Origin of the sequence: Streptomyces sp. FH025 (assembly GCF_017427025.1) — a bacterium.
Lineage (GTDB): Bacteria > Actinomycetota > Actinomycetes > Streptomycetales > Streptomycetaceae > Kitasatospora.
Genome location: NZ_JAFLNG010000004.1, coordinates 22,255 through 37,278 on the forward strand (window position 1 = coordinate 22,255; position 15,024 = coordinate 37,278).

At 73.2% G+C, this 15,024-nt stretch carries 11 protein-coding genes and 1 pseudogene; 5 read left to right on the plus strand and 7 right to left on the minus strand.

What is annotated here, in order from left to right:
• Window positions 1-124: 124 nt before the first annotated feature.
• From J0670_RS00585 to J0670_RS00595, 3 genes and pseudogenes are all read right to left on the minus strand, one after another.
• Complete coding sequence (locus J0670_RS00585; RefSeq protein WP_207808505.1) at window positions 125-475, minus strand: hypothetical protein; 351 nt, start codon at window positions 473-475, stop codon at window positions 125-127.
• Between the two features lie 130 nt (window positions 476-605).
• On the minus strand, window positions 606-1,214 hold the full coding sequence (locus tag J0670_RS00590; RefSeq protein WP_207808507.1) for an N-acetyltransferase: 609 nt from the start codon (window positions 1,212-1,214) through the stop codon (window positions 606-608).
• Between the two features lie 88 nt (window positions 1,215-1,302).
• Window positions 1,303-1,452, minus strand: a pseudogene (locus J0670_RS00595) (PhzF family phenazine biosynthesis protein); the annotation flags it as partial.
• Between the two features lie 97 nt (window positions 1,453-1,549).
• Between J0670_RS00595 and J0670_RS00600 the strand changes: the two are divergent.
• Window positions 1,550-2,980: a PLP-dependent aminotransferase family protein gene (locus tag J0670_RS00600; RefSeq protein ID WP_207808509.1), complete on the plus strand. Its 1,431-nt coding sequence runs from the start codon at window positions 1,550-1,552 to the stop codon at window positions 2,978-2,980.
• A 107-nt stretch (window positions 2,981-3,087) separates the two neighbouring features.
• Here J0670_RS00600 and J0670_RS00605 read toward each other — a convergent pair whose 3' ends face one another.
• Window positions 3,088-3,582 carry a PH domain-containing protein gene (locus J0670_RS00605; RefSeq protein WP_207808511.1) on the minus strand — a complete coding sequence of 165 codons (495 nt, stop codon included), beginning with the start codon at window positions 3,580-3,582 and terminating at the stop codon, window positions 3,088-3,090.
• A gap of 655 nt (window positions 3,583-4,237) precedes the next feature.
• Between J0670_RS00605 and J0670_RS00610 the strand changes: the two genes are divergently transcribed.
• Window positions 4,238-5,263 (plus strand): hypothetical protein, encoded by a 1,026-nt coding sequence (locus tag J0670_RS00610; protein WP_207808513.1) that lies wholly within the window; start codon window positions 4,238-4,240, stop codon window positions 5,261-5,263.
• Between the two features lie 79 nt (window positions 5,264-5,342).
• Here the strand turns inward: J0670_RS00610 and J0670_RS00615 are convergent, their stop codons facing one another.
• Window positions 5,343-6,659: a serine hydrolase gene (locus tag J0670_RS00615; protein ID WP_207808515.1), complete on the minus strand. Its 1,317-nt coding sequence runs from the start codon at window positions 6,657-6,659 to the stop codon at window positions 5,343-5,345.
• A gap of 369 nt (window positions 6,660-7,028) precedes the next feature.
• Here J0670_RS00615 and J0670_RS00620 point away from each other — a divergent pair, with 369 nt between their 5' ends.
• Entirely contained in the window at window positions 7,029-7,808 is a 780-nt protein-coding gene (locus J0670_RS00620; RefSeq protein ID WP_207808517.1) for an SDR family NAD(P)-dependent oxidoreductase, read from the plus strand.
• Window positions 7,809-8,244: 436 nt separating this feature from the next.
• On the opposite strand, the gene J0670_RS00625 is transcribed toward J0670_RS00620, so the two are convergent.
• Window positions 8,245-8,424 carry a hypothetical protein gene (locus tag J0670_RS00625; RefSeq protein ID WP_207808519.1) on the minus strand — a complete coding sequence of 60 codons (180 nt, stop codon included), beginning with the start codon at window positions 8,422-8,424 and terminating at the stop codon, window positions 8,245-8,247.
• A 412-nt stretch (window positions 8,425-8,836) separates the two neighbouring features.
• Here J0670_RS00625 and J0670_RS00630 point away from each other — a divergent pair, with 412 nt between their 5' ends.
• Together J0670_RS00630 and J0670_RS00635 are read left to right on the plus strand one after the other, a co-directional pair.
• Entirely contained in the window at window positions 8,837-9,052 is a 216-nt protein-coding gene (locus J0670_RS00630; RefSeq protein ID WP_207808520.1) for a hypothetical protein, read from the plus strand.
• 67 nt (window positions 9,053-9,119) lie between these two features.
• On the plus strand, window positions 9,120-11,231 hold the full coding sequence (locus J0670_RS00635) for a HEAT repeat domain-containing protein (RefSeq protein WP_279382911.1): 2,112 nt from the start codon (window positions 9,120-9,122) through the stop codon (window positions 11,229-11,231).
• A 45-nt stretch (window positions 11,232-11,276) separates the two neighbouring features.
• Here the strand turns inward: J0670_RS00635 and J0670_RS00640 are convergent.
• On the minus strand, window positions 11,277-15,024 hold a 3,748-nt coding region (locus J0670_RS00640; RefSeq protein ID WP_374223046.1), incomplete at its 5' end, for a WD40 repeat domain-containing protein.

A 15,024-nucleotide genomic window follows, 5' to 3' on the forward strand; every position in this document is an offset into this window, starting at 1 on the left:
GTCCGCGGTCCGAACCCATCCCCCGCTTTCGCGCCGAGCTTCCACCTCCACAGGCGCGGGCCGACCATCAGCGCAGTGACGGCCGAAGCTCCCGGACGGCCCGGCATGCCGGGGGTGTGAGTGCTCAGTCTCCCTGGGACCAAGCGGCGCGCGGCAGTGACAGGTAGATGCCGAAGTCGTCGAGCCCGGTCGCGGCGCGGACGTTCGCGTGGAGCGCGTCCACGCGCTCCTGCCGGTTGGCCTCCCTGCTGGCGAACCACTTCGACCTGATCTCGATCACCACCGCCAAGCCGCTACGGTCCAGTGGGCTCAGCGGCCGGAAGCGGATCTCGACGTCCCCGGGCCGCAGATCGCCGTCGTACGGCTCCTCGGGGCACTCGACAGCCAGGGACACCAGATGTGGCAGCACTGAGCCCAGGTCGCGCAGACAGGGCTCGGGCACGGTGGGCGCATAGGTCACCTCGACAAGCGGCATACCCGTCACGTTAGTGCTGTGACCGCATAGGTTCACCGGGCGGGCGCCGCAGGGCCGTCGACCGGCGGGCCCTGTTCGTCAAGTGATGCGCGACACCTGAACATGCGGGCTCACCAGTTCCCGGGCCGGGCTAGGCGGCTGGGCGCCACATGGTGGTGACGACGTGGCCGGTGGCGACGACGATCCGGTCCAGGGCGGTGAAGCCGACGCTCTCGTACCGCCGGAGGTTCGCCGGGTTGGACGACTCCAGGTAGGCGGGGGCGCCGAGGGCGTCGATGCGGGCGAGGCTCTGGGCCAGCAAGGCCATGCCGAGTCCCTTGCCCCGGTGGTGGTCGTGAACGCCGAGGAGCGTGAGGTAGAAGTGCGGCCGCCTCGGTCGCGCGGCCGCGAACTGGTCGCCCATCACCAGAACGGCCTCGGCCACTTCCGGGCCGGCGGCCTGACGCAGAAGGTCTGCGAGGTCGCCTGTCTCTTCGGGGGTCAGCTCCTCTTCGCCCGGCGGGATCCATACGGCCGCGGCCTCCGCGTTCTCGCTGACGAGCAGCCACTGGTGGCGCAGCGCCGACGTCGCGTACAGCCGCCACATGGCCGCGGCCTGGGCGGCGCGCCGTTGGGTGTCGGGAAAGGCCGGGCCCCACAGCGGGTCGTGGAAGAAGGCGGTGGTCAGCGTGCGGACGATCGCGTCGATGTCCGCGTCCGTGGCGACGCGCGGTGGAGTGGGGCGCTGCTCGGTGGTCATCCGTTGGTCCGTTCCAGAAGGGCGAGGGCGGTTTCGGCGGCGGCGAGGTCCTGGGGGGCCGATGCCGACGCGTCCCGTCCGCGCCGCTCAGGAAGATCGTCTCGAAGTGCCGGAGCTCCTGGGTGATCGCGAGCATCTGCGCGGTGGACAGGCCCGGGTCCTCGGGGAAGACGGCAAGGCTGTTGCCGGTGAACGCCTTGCCGGCAAATACATCGACATGTCGATAGTTCAAGGGCATGTGGGTTCCGGAGTTGATGCGCTGGTGGCTGGTCACGGCTCGACGCTAGGCGGGAGCGACCGTCCAGTCATGGTCCAATCCCGGTAAAGTGGCCTACATGAATCGCGCTGTGCGGAGCGTGCCGGCGTCGCAGTTCCCCCGTCTGCTCGGCGACTGGCGCGTCGGCGAAGGCCCGCTCGCCAAGCGACTGGCCGTTGCCGTGGAGAAGGCCGTCCACGACGGCCGGCTGCCGCTGGGGGTGCGGCTTCCTGCCGAACGCCTCCTCGCCGGCGAACTCGGACTTGCGCGGGGCACCGTCGCAGCGTGTTACCACCTCCTGCGAGCCGAACAGCTGATCATCACCCGGACCGGCTCCGGCAGCACCACCTCGCTGCCGCCCCGGCTGCACGATCGCCTTTCGCCGTGGGCCAGTGACCGAGGCCAGGCGGGCAGGAGCGGCGCGGCGCTCGACCTGACCGTAGCGGAGCCCGCAGCGCCGTTCGACGAGCTCCTGCAGGCAGTACACGCCGCAGCCGACACTCTGCCCGCCGCTCTGCTGCACGACACCGCCGACGGCGACGGGCCGTCATCGCTGCGGGCCGTCATCGCCGGCGCCTACCGCGCCCGGGGGCTCGCGACCCGCGGTGAGCACCTCCTGCTGACCAGCGGCGCCGACGCCGCGCTGAGCCTGCTCAGTGCGGCGTACCTGCGGCAGAGCAGCAGGGTCGTCGTGGACTCCCCCACCTATCCCGGCGCGCTCGCCACGTTCCGCGCCGCCGGTGCCAGGCTCGTCGCTCAGCCCCTCAGCTCCACCGGCTGGGACGTTCCCGCGCTCGACCGCACCCTCCAGGCGGCCCGGCCGTCCCTGACCTACCTGATCCCTGACTTCCACAACCCGACCGGCCTGCTGATGAGCGAGGACGAGCGCGATGAGCTCCGGCACCGCCTGCGCACTCACGACACCGTGGTCGTCTTCGACGAGACCATGCGGGACCTCGACCTGCGCGAGCACGCCTCGCCGCCGCCCCGTGCCGTCACGCGCGTCGGCGACCGCAACGTCGTGTACGTGGGCTCCCTGAGCAAGTCCCTGTGGCCGGGCCTGCGCGTGGGATGGATCCGTGCTCACCCCGACGTCATCCACCGTCTGGCGGCGCTCCCGCTCGCGGCCGCTCTCGCACCCTCGCCGTTCGACCGGCTGGTCGCGACCCGGCTCGTGGGCCACCTGGAGGCGATCCTCGACCGCCGGCGCGCTCAACTGCGCGCACAGCGCGACCACCTGGCCTCTCGCCTGTCCGCGCTGCCGTGGTGCCGCTTCCAGACCCCGCAGGGCGGCTTGTCCCTGTGGCTCGAACTCCTCGACACCGACTCCAGCCGGCTGGCCGCCCTCGCGGCCAGACGCAACCTCTCCCTCACCCCGGGCTTCCACTTCTCCCCCGACGGCGCCCTGGACCGCTACCTGCGCCTTCCCTTCACCCTCCCGCCCGAGACACTCGACGCCGCGGTCGACAGACTCACCGAGGCCCATGCCGCCCTGGAAGGCGCTCGCTGACCAGCAGGTGAAGACGACCTCGTGGTGGGAGCTCACGGGGCCGCGTTCTGCCCGGCGCGACCGACAACGTGCAGTCTGCCTTGATCACGTTCGATCGTTGAGTCGAATTACCCGGTCGTGGCACCGGGTTGGGCCGCGGCCCACGCGGCCCGCAGCTCCGAGAGGTGCGACCGGATCTCCGGGTCGTCGGCGCTCGAAGCGACCAGGCCCGGCAGGACGACTGCCCGCCCCCTGTGCAGGCGTGCCTCGATGAGGCAGTGGTCGATGCCGCGGTTGACCTCCGGTGAGAACCCGAACGAGCGCACCTGCGGCCAGGTGAGCACGCGTGTCCTCAGCAGGGTCCGTGTGGTGAGGCCCGCGGTGTTCACCGTGGTACTGCCGCAGAAGGGGCCCACGAAGGAGGCGGCGATGACGTAGGCGACGATCAGGCCGGCCGTGAAGAGTGCGATCATCACGGGATCCCGGCCCTTGGCCGCTGCGGCGAGGACGAAGGCAAGGGCGCAGGCCACAGCGGTGGGGAAGAGGATCAAGGTCCGCCGACCCGTCCGCCGATACCGGATCGGCGCCTTGAAGTAGTGCCGCCCGTCACGCCGATCGCTCATGGCTCCCCCGCTCTCTCTGCCGCCGCGCGTCATTGTCGTGGAGGTACTGGGCGCAAAGCCAGTCTTCCGCCCTCCGCACCGCTGGCGCACCGATCCTGTCGACCTGCCGCGCCTCGGGGGAACCTCTGGGGGCTCGCGCCGCTCGGCCGCCGGGTGCCGGCGCAGTTCCCGCCGGGTGGTCCGATTTCGGCGGTGGGCCGCTGACCTGCTAATGTTCATCTCGTCGCGAGGGAGCTGATTCCTCGTCAGGCGTCAGCGGTGCTACCAGAGCACGTCCTACTTTCAGTAGGGAGAGTCCGTGCAACCCGGGCCTGGCGCTCCACTGTCGGGCGAGGTCCGGCACCCACCTGGGTGCCGGACCTCGCCCGCGTTTGCGGGCCGTTTGCGAGCCGTCTGCGGGTCAGGACAGCAGGTCAGGACGGCGGGCGGTCTCCGGTGACCGGTTTCCGGTGCGGGTACGCCTGGGCCTCCGTCACGCACCCACTACCGTCTCAGTACCACGCCGGGCCGGGTCGGCGGCCTGCACGGGCCACGAAGCGCTTCGACCGCCCGGCGACGACCCCGCCGCTCGGGGCCGGTTGGGCGGCCGCGCCCTGTCGGTGGGTTCGGGTAGGTTGACCGGCACCCGACAGCCGAGCGAGGGGAAGGGGCGGCCATGACCGTCGAGGACCGTGCGGACGAGTACTGGGAGCAGCTGACCCGGCGGAACCCTCCCGAGGCGCTCGTGGCCGCGGTGGCCGGTGGTGAGCGGCGGCTGGATGTGGACGGGGCCGTCCTGGTGGTGCAGCACCTGTTGCAGCTGCGGGAGTTCGATGCGGCGGACCAGGTGCTCGCAGCGGCCGCGTCCGACGAGGACCCTGCGGTGCGGGCGGCGGGCCAGGTCGGCGTGGCGTGGCGGGAGCTCATACGGGGCGGGCCGCGGCGGGCCCGGGCCGCGCTGCGCAGGGCGGAGGCCTGCGGCGACCGGGAGGTGGTGGAGGAGGCGCGGTTCGCGCGGGCGATGTTCCTGTCCCTGAAGGGCGACCGGGAGCAGTCCTCGGCCCTGATGCGGGCCTGCCTGGACTCGCCGCGCCCGCGGGTCGCGGCCGACGCGAGCCTGGAGCTCGGCTTCCTGCTGGTGCGCGACCGTACGAGGCGGGAGCAGGGCCTGCGGCTGCTGGAGGCGGCCCACGCCAGCGGCTACGGCTACATCGAGGCGCGGGCCGCCTTGGAGTTGGCCGACCAGACGATGGAGACGGCTCCGGTGCCGCTGCCGGCCCCCGAGCGCTCGCGGGTGGTGTCGCTGCTGGAGCAGGCCCGCGCCTCGGGCTACCCGACCGTGCTGGCCAAGGCGGAGCTGCTGCTGGGACTGACGCACTGGGAGCGGCGCGAGCACGAGCCGGCCCGGGAGCTGTGGCTGGCCAGCCTGCGGCGGGAGCTGCCCGACTCCAGCGTCCGGGCCGGCATCCAGTTCGCCCGGGCGTGCGTCGAGGACGACGGCCCGGGACCGCTGGTGGCGGCCCAGGAACTGGCGCACGCGCTGCGGGCCGAACCGGCCACCGCCGCGGACAAGCTGGTGGACGTGGCGCTCGGCGACCGCCGGCCGCTGCAGGTGGCGATCGCACTCGCGCTGACGAGCGCCGAGAAGTCCCCGGACCGCGTGCTGCGGCGCGCCGCCAAGCGGGCACTGCGCCGCTTCTGAGCGGCCCTCGAACACCGACACCGACAGCCGGGCCAGGGCCTGAACCCGGGCCCGGGTGGGGCCAGGGCGCTCCCCGCCGTCAGCCCAGCGGGCCGGGTGCCGGGGCGATGGCCCGGAGTTCGGCGCTCGCCCGGGCGTCGGTGCCGCAGGCGGCCCTGGCCACGAAGTCGTCGTACACGCGGCCGGTCCGCTTCGGGTCGCTCTCGTCGTACAGGTTGTACGCCAGGGAGAACTGCCGGCTGCCGTCCCGCGCGCCGAGCACCACCGTGTCGTAGCCGGGGATGCCGCCGGTATGGCCCCAAACCTCGCCGCACGGGAGGTCGTAGCGCATCAGGCCGAGGCCGTAGTGGGCGCCGATGAGCGGTGCGGGGACGGTGGTCGTCATCTCGGTCAACTGCGCCGGGCGCAGCAGCCGGCCGCCGAACAGGGCGGCGTGGAAGCGGTTGAGGTCGGCCGCGGTGGAGATCCCGGCGCCCGCCGCGCCGGCGACGGTCGGGTTGATCCGGGTGAGGTCCGCCGGGCCCTCGGGCAGCTTGGCGTACGCGCGTGCGTACGGTCCCGGGATACCCGTGGCGGAGGTGGGCATGACGGTGTCGTTCAGTCCCAGCGGGCGGATGACGCGCTGCTCGACCTCCCGCTGCCACGTCCGGCCGGTGGTCTTCTCGATCAGCATCCCGAGCAGGACGTAGTTGGTGTTGGAGTAGTGCCAGCCCTGGCCCGGCGGGAAGTACGGCGGGTGCGGGACGGCGGCCGCCACGAGGTCCTGCGGGCGGTAGTCGACCCAGCGGCCGCGGGCGAGGTACGACCGCAGGCTCGCCTCGTCCTCGTACAGGAACTGCGGCTCCTCGAGGTAGTCGTAGAGACCGCTGGTGTGGTTGAGCAGTTGACGCACCGTGATGCCCGCGCCGCCCGGCACCGCGCCGGGCAGGTGGCGTTCGACCGGGTCGTCCAGGCTCACCCGGCCGTCGGCGACCAGCTGGAGTACGACGGTGGCGACGAACGTCTTGGTGACACTGCCGATCCGGAACCGGCCGTCGATGCGGGCCGGTTCGCCGCTGGCCAGGTCGGCGGTGCCGGCCGCGCCCCGCCAGACCGGGCGGCCGTGATCGCGGACCTCGGCGAGCGCGGCCGTCGCGCCGCCCTGCTCCACGAAGGCCCTGAGTTCGGGCCGCAGCTCGACGGACAGGTGTCGCTCGACCGTTGCCGTTGCCGTTGCCGTTGCCGTTGCCGTTGCGGTTGCCGTTGCCGTTGCCACCGCTGTATCCGTGGCCGTGACCACCGGCTCGGCCGGGGCGGCCGCGGCGGCCGGGGCGAGCGAGACGACGGTGGCGCCGGCGAGGACGGCGGCGGCGATCCGCAGACCGGTACGGCGGCGGATCGGGTGGACGGTGGTCATGGAAATCCCTCCCGGGGCCCTCCCCCGGGCCCTCGGAGCCACGTTCGCATCCGCACGACGCGGCCCGCGTCGTCCTGAGGAGTGGGCCGCCCGTACCTCCTTGGACGGGTGGAACCCTGCCGTCCGGCGGGGTGCCGGGGCGAGTCGATGAATCGATCCAGGCGACAAGCATGGGGAGTTGACGGTTATTCGGAGGTGTCGCGCCGACGGTCCTCGCCTCCTCGACGTCGGACCCCCCCGGCCGCTGCGCCGCCGGGCGGCATCAGTCCTCCGGCGCCGGGCATACATGAGGGGTTGTCCGGCATCGGGTCGTGGCGACCTGGAACCGGCCCCGGATTCGGCCGGCGCATTACGAGGGGAGCGTCGACCATGGGCGAGCTGGACGGCAGGACGGCACTGGTGACGGGCGGGTCGCGCGGAATCGGGCGGGCGGTCGCGCTGCGGCTAGCCGCCGACGGGGCGCTGGTCGCGGTGCACTACGGCGGCAACGAGGAGGCCGCCGCGGAGACCGTGGAGCTGATCGCCAAGGCCGGCGGCCGGGCGTTCGCGGTGCGGGCCCGGTTCGGCGAGAACAGCGCGCTGGACCAGTTGTTCGAGGGTCTCACGGCCGGGCTGACGGAGCACGGCGAGGACGGCCTGGACGTCCTGGTCAACAACGCGGGCATCCACCTGGCCGGTTCGATCGAGCAGATCACCGAGGAGGAGTTCGAGCGGCTGATGGCGGTCAACGTGCGCACGCCGGTCTTCGTGATCCAGCGGGCCCTGCCGCTGCTGCGGGACGGTGGGCGGATCGTGAACGTGGCCTCGGCGGCGGCCCGGATCGCCTCGCCCCTCCAGATCGGCTACACCGTCAGCAAGACGGCGCTGGCGGCCCTCGCCGCACCGCTCGCCAACGAGCTCGGCCGGCGTGGGATCACGGTGAACACCGTCAACCCCGGCGTGATCCTCACCGACATGACGTCCGCGTGGACGAGCGCCCCGGAGGCGATGGCCGGGCTGGAGTCGATCACCGCCCTGGGCCGGATCGGCCGGCCGGAGGACGTCGCGGACGTCGTGGGATTCCTCGCGGGCCCGCAGGGCCGCTGGGTGACTGGCCAGACCATCGACGCCTCCGGCGGCACCTACCTCGGCCCGATCCCGCCGGCGTGACCGGACCGGGCTCCCGTGCGGCGGCTGTGACCCGGGCTCCCACTACCGGGACCAGCAGCCCGTGAACGAGGCGGCCCACGAGCCCCGATGAGCGGTCGGCATGCGTGAGGCGTCGCCGCACGCATGCCGGGCCGCAGCCGCGAGAACACCGGCGGCGACGAGCAGGGCCTAATCGAACTACGAGAACACCGGTGCCGAATGTGCGACAGGGCCAGAACGCCTACCCGCCCGGATCACGTCGGCCCACCCAGGCTTCGGTGCCGAATGCGGCTTTGATGTCGGAGAGGACGGTGACGGCGTTCACGGTGGCGGGCAGACCGTAGACGGTCGTCCTGCGGGGGTCGCGAACGAGTGAGCGCGGACGTCATTCGGCGGGCGCTGGCGCGGGCGGCGTTGTCGGCGGCCAGTGAGCCGGAGGCACCGCCCGCGCCAGCCCTCAGCGGCAGGCCGAGTACCCGGCCGCGATCCGGGCCGCCCAGGGGCCGAGCAGGGCGATGGCCACCAGGAAGCACATGACCACGCCGAACACGGTGTTGGCGCCGTTCTCGCCGCTCGGGTTGGCCGCGACCACGGTCAGCACCACGCCGCCGGTGGCGGCCACCATGCCGAGGCCCATTCCGGTTGATGCCAGCGCTCGCGGCAGGACTGTTGTGGAGTCAAGGGGCTATGGACATCGCGCCACAGGAGCGTCATCGCGAGTTGAGAGTGGTTCACCCTCGCTCGCGGCTCGTCGCCTACGGCGCCGGAGGTCGGCCGGCCGTTCGACCGGGGCATGGTCGGCGGGCCGGCTGGTCCCTGGGGAGCGCGTGGCTCGCTGCCTCGGAGCGCCGGTGGAGAGGCTGATGGGTGCTCCCAAGTTCGCGCAGGTGGTTGGTGGTTGGCGGAGGACTGGTCTCGGTGGGGAGCGGGCGCAGCGGTTGTTCGCGCACGGCTGGTTTCGCGAAACCGCCTCCGGGTGGGCGGCGGTTCTGGCAGGCTCACCCGAATGAACGAGGCTCCGGGTAGTCGGATCCCTACACGGAGTCAACATGCCGGGGTGGGTAGTGGAGTACACGATCAGCGCGACCACGTTCCTCGCGATCTTCATCGTCGTCCGGCTCCGGCGTCGAACCGAGGCCCGCAGTCGCGTCGATGAGGCGTTCACCGTCTTCACCGCCGTCGTGTTCGGCGTGCTGATCGCGGCCACGGCCTGGGGCCACGCGATCCTCCAGCTCGTCGGGATCGCCGCCGACGCGACCCGGTGACACCGGCCGCTTGCCGACGGCTCGTTGCTTCGGTGGCCCGCCGGTGTCAGTGCCGTCTGCCACGGTGATGCGCGTGATCAACGATCTTGACAGTATCGACTGGGCGTCGATGGGCCACGCCTACGGCCCGGCCCATGAGGTCCCGGTGTGGCTGCGGGCGATGGCCTCGACCGATCCCGGGGTGCGGCGCAAGGGCCTCGACGACTTCTACAGCGCGGCCCACCACCAGGGGGACGTGTACCCGTGCACCACGGCGAGCCTGCCCTTCCTGTTCGCCCTGGCCGACGACGCCGCGACCCCCGACCGGGCCGCGATCGTCGAACTGCTCCTCAACATCGGGCGCGAGGCCACCGACCGCGGCGAGGGCATCTATGTCGCACCGGACGGCGGGGAGTCTACGGCCCCCGCGGACAGCGCGGCGGTGATGCGCGAGCGTTCCGACGCCTTCCTCGCCTACGCCACGGACCCGGATCCGGGGGTGCGCCGACCGGGGATCGAGGGCCTGGGCCTGTTCCTCGACGATGCCGACCGGGCGTTCGCCGCGCTGCGCGACCGGCTGCCGGCCGAGGACGGGACCGTGGAACGGCTGCTCGTCGTCCGGACGATGGCCACCCTGGCGCTCAGGCTGCCGACGGCCCGGCCCGCCGCCTCCGCCTGGCTCGACGCCCTGGCCGACGACCCGGCGACGGAGCCCGACATCCGCCTCGCCGCCCTCGTCCACCGCGCCCGCTGCGCCCCGGAGGACATCCGCGACGACACCGTGCCGACCGCGATCGCCCTGCTGCGCCGCCTCGCGCCCGAACCGGAGCACCGAGCCGGTTCCACAGCCTGCGCGTGCGAGGCCGACGAGGCCGAAGACGACGCCCCGGCCGCACCCGCCCAGGCCGGCGTCCCACCGCAGGTCGCCGCCGCGTTCGAGGACCTCGACCGGCAAGGCCGACTCCACGCGCCCACCACGTCCCTGCTGCGTACCTTCCACACCGTGCTGGACACCCGCGTGCCCGAACGCACGGCGCTGCTCACCGAACAGCTCCGCAGCCCGGACCGCGCCACCCGCTACGACGCGATCCGCATGGCGCAGGACCTGATCACCGCCTGGCGGGGCGACCACACCGGCCTGGTCCTGCTCCTCGCGGACCGGCTGACGCCCGAGGACCCGTACACCGCCGCCGCGGCGGCCGAGAGCCTTCAGGTGCTGGGGCCCGCCGGTGAGCCCGCCCGCGAGGCGCTCGCCGGTTACGTCGCCGCGCACCGGGCCGTCCACGGGCCGCGGGCCTGGGCCACGCCGAAGCGGCTGGCGCGCCGCGCGCACCAGGAGGCGGTCATGGCGCTGGCCGGCCTCGGCGATCCGCGCGCCCTGCCCTGCCTGCTGACGGCACTGGAGGACGGCACCGACGCCTGGCGTGCGGTGCAGGTCGCCGGCCGTCTGCGCTCGGAAGCCGACGTGCTGGTGCCGCTGCTGTCCCGGCACCTGGCGGAGGCCGACTTCTCGACACCGTGGGCCGACATGGGGACCGGCGCCCTGGTGTCCGCCCTGGCCGGACTGGGCGACGCGGCCGCCGTTCCCGCGCTCACCGACGCCGTCACCGCCGCAGTCCGTCACGAGCAGCCGCGCATCGCGGCCGCCGCCGTGAAGGCGCTCGCCTCCTTCGGCGCCGGGGCCGCGGACGCCCTGGAAGCGGTCCGCCCGCTGGCTGACGCGCCGAACGTGGACCTGCGCACGGCCGCCATGGCCGCGCTGTGGGCGCTCGAACGCGACCCGTCCGACGCCGTGCCGCGACTGCTCGACCTGCTCGACACCCACGCGCACCACGACGCGGCCGACGTCCTCGGCCTGATCGGCCCGCCCGCCGCGGCCGCGCTGCCGCGCCTGAGGACGATGCTGACCGCCGGGTACGAGTGGACCCGTCTCTACGCCGCTGCCGCCGTGTGGGACATCGCCGGCGAGGCCGAGGCCGACGTCGTCCTCCGTACGCTGCTGACCGCCTGGGAGCAGCACGACGCGACCTCGAACCACGTCCTGGCCTGCCTGGACCGGATGGGCCCGGCCGCCGCGCCGGCCCTGCCCCGCATCCGGGCGGAACTGGCACTGGCCCGCCGCAGCGGACGCTTCCGGAGCATCGCCAACGACGAGGAACTGCGGCACACCTGCCGCGCCGTCCTGGCACGCCTGTCCTGACCGCCGGCAGGAGACGCCGCCGAGCGGGCCCTGCCCCGGGCCCGTTCAGCTCCGTGAGCAGGTGTCCTGGTACGGCAGGCCGGTGGCGTAGGTGATCTCCCAGTCCTGGCGGGAGAGTCCGCCTCCGGCGATCCGGCAGGCCAGGCCGACCGGGTCGGCCGCGATGGCGGGCAGCGCGCCCAGGTCCCAGATCTGGGCGGAGCCGCTGCTGCGTACGACGAGCAACGACTTCCGGTCGGGGCTGAACCGCACGTCCTCCAGGTCGGCTGAGGAATCGGGCAGGTCGAGGGCCAGGCCCGGAAGGGCCGGATCGGCGATTTCGTAGAGGCGGACGACGCCGTTGCCCTGCCCGACCGCGACCAGTCGTCCGCCGGGGTGGAAGTCGACGTGGGTCTTGCCGGCGTCCGGGGTCGTGGGCAGGACGGCCGTCGCGGACGGCCCGATGCCCGCTCCCAGGGGCCAGAGCTTCACCCCGCCGTCGGAGCCGTCCGCCAGGGTCCGGCCGTCGGGGCTGAACGCGGCGCCGCCCGAACTCCCGAACGGCCTGATCCGGGAGGCCGTCGGGTCGGCCGGGTCGGTCGGGTCGGCCGCGGGCACCTGGACCGGCGCGGCCGGATCCGAGACGTCCCACAGTGATTCCGGAAGGACCAGTCGCCGTCCGTCCGGACTGAACACCGTCGGTTTGTGGATCAGCAGGATGGAATACACATTCGGCCTGGATGAGGACATCGCCTGGCCGAGCCGGTCGATCAGTTTGAGGCGGACGGGCGCGCCGGCGACGCCGGTGTTCCACAGTCCCACCCATGAGTCGCTGCTCCACGTGCCGCCGGTGACGGCGAGGAGACCGGACGTGGGACTGAACGCCATGGAGCCGGCACCCGATGGCAGTGCCAGTGTGGCGGTCTTCCTGGGCGTGGCCGGCGTGGAGACGTCCCAGAGAGTGACGTCCCCTTGGGCGCCGGTCACGCCGTAGTGGGTGCCGACGGCCACGACGGTGGCGTCCTTGTTGAAGGACACGGCCGTGGCCGACCAGTCCGCTCGACCGGGAAGCACCGCCAGCTCCCGCGGCCGGGCCGGGTCGGACACGTCCCAGATCCGGGCGTCGCCGGTCCACTCCCCGGTGACCAGCCGGCCGCCGTCCGGGCTGAACGCGGCGGCTGCCACGTAGGTACCTGGCAGCGCGGCGGCCTGCGTCGGCGCCGGGCGGCCGTCGAGCGTCCACCGGGAGAGCGTCCCGTCATCGTCCGCGAGGACGATCCGCCGGCCGTCCCCGTTGAACGCGGCGGACCTGATGGGGTGGAACTTCCCGGCCTGCGTCATCTGGTCGATCTCCCTTCCGGCGGCGGACACGACGCCGTGTGAGCCGACCAGCGGGGGCCGGGACCGGGGGTTCGCCGGGTCCGTGATGTCCCAGAGGAGGGAACCGCCGCTCGAATCGGAGGTGACGAGGGAGCGGCCGTCCGGGCCGAAGGCGAGCGCCGACACGTCGCCGGGGTTGGTGAGGGTGGCCAGCTTCCTGGGGGCGCGCGGGTCGGCGAGGTCCCAGAGGGTGGTGGTCCGCCCTCTGTCCACGGCCAGGATCGGCGCCGTCGGGCTGACGGCGAGCTCCCCTCCAGCCGGTCTCTGCTCTGCCGTCGCCCGTGGGACGGCCGGATTCGTCACGTCCCATACCTGCCAGCCCGTCCCACGGGTGATCGAACCCGAGGTGAGCGAGTCGTCCGCGTACTCGATCGACGAGGATCCGGTGACCAGGAGGCGGCCGTCGGAACTGAACACCGCGGACTCGGCCTGTGTCGCCGCGACCGGCTCGCCCAGCCGCCGGGGAGCCTCGGCGTCCTTGATGTCCCACAGGGTCAGGGTGCGGTTCGGTCCGTCCGCCAGGAGGGCCAGCGTTCGGCCGTCCGGGCTGATGGCCGCGCCCCGCGTCCGCACTCCGGGGTCCGCGTGGAAGGGCGTGCGACGCGGATTGTGCCGGTCGGTCAGATCCCAGAGGATGATGTCGTCGCCGGAGGGCGTCTCCTTCGCGTCCCTGCCCCGGGCGGGCGCCGCGACGGTGACCAGGCGGCGCTGGTCGGGGCTGAAGACGGCGGCCGTGACCTCGTCGGCGTGGCCCCTCAGGGTGGCGAGCTGACGCGGCTGCCCGATGTCGGTGGTGTCCCACAGGTTGACCACCCCCTTCTCACGGATCCGTGCGACGGCCAGCATGCCGCCGTCCCCGCTGAACTCGGCGAGGTCCACGGAGGACCCGACGGCGCCCGGCGCCGAGCCGCCGTCGAGATGGGACTCCCGCAGGGTCCTGACCAGCCCGGACCTGCTCTCCTGGGTCGGGTGGAGGCGTAGCGCGGCCAGGCTCAGCTGGAGGGAGAGCTGGGGATCGGACTCACGCAGGTTCTCGGCCTGGGCCTGGAGCAGCCGTTCCCTGGCGAGGTTTCCCTGTTCGACGGCCACCCGGCGCTGCTGGTCGGCCCGGTCCTTCTGCTCGCCGGCCATCTTCGCGGACGCCATGGCGATCACCGAGAGCACGGCCAGCAACGCGACGGCCGTACGGCGGACCGCGGCGGCGCGGCGCTTCAGACGGATCGAGGCGTTCAGGAAGGCCGCGACCGTGACGCCGAGATCGTCCGCTCCGGTACCGGGCCGGCCGGTCGAGGTGAGGGCGAGCTCCAGACGGTTGCCCCGGTACAGCAGCGAGCGGTCGCGGTGCTTCCCCTCCCATTCGGCGGCCGCATCCTTGAGCTGCTGGCGCACGAGGTTGCCGGCGCGGTCCGTCTGCAGCCACCGGTGAAGGCGGGGCCAGGCCTTCAACAGGGCCTCGTGGGTGATCTGTACGGTGGAACGGTTCCAGGTGAGCAGCCGGCCCTGGGTGAACGCCGTCAGCACGGCCTCGGCCACGGCCTCGTCGGCGCCCTCCGCGGCCCGTTCCACCGGGAGCGCGCGCCGGGTGTCCTCCGCGTCCTCGTTGATCCTGACGAGATTGCGGAAGATCACCTCGGCCGCCTGCCGGCCGTCCTCGCCGAGCCCTCGGTAGGCGTCCTCGGCAGTGGACTCGATGGCTCCGCGAATCCCGCCGGAGGCCCGGTAGCCGGCGAGGGTGAGGGTCGATCCCTTCCGGTTGCGCCAGGTGGCGCGAAGCGCGTGGGCGAGCAGCGGAAGACGTCCGGCGTCGTACCCGTGCCAGGGCCTGGGGCGCTGCGCGCCTTCCTCCGTCCAGTCGTCACCGGACCGCCCGCCGTCGAGCGAGTCGACGCCCAGGTCGGTCAGCAGGACGTCGACCAGCCCTGGTTCGACGGACAGCCCCACGCTCCTGGCGGGCGCGGTGATCGCCTCCTCCAGTTCGGTGTCCGACAGGGGGCCGACGAACACCTGGCGGGTTTCGAGCGCGGCGTGCAGGGAGGGGTACTCGGCGAACCGGCCGTAGAAGTCGGCGCGCACCCCGTACACGACGAGGGCCGGGGGGTTGCGGCCGTCCGGCCCGCGAGGGGCCGCGAGCCGGGTGAGCGCCTCGACGAACCGGTCCCGCTCCGCCTTCTCCGCCACCTGCGTGAACAGTTCCTCCGCCTGGTCGACGATCACCACCAGCCGGTCGGCTCCGAGCCGGTCGAGCGCGTCGCGAAGCCGTGCGGCGAGGGCGGGCGGATCACCCGCCAACTCGGCCTCGACGGCGCGGGGTCCGCCGCCGGTCAGGGCGGCGAGGTGCCCGGCGAGTGCGCGCACCGGGCGGTCGCCCGGGGTGAACAGCAAGCAGGGCCAGTACCGCGAACCCGGTAGGGCCCCGGTGCCGAGTTCGGGTACC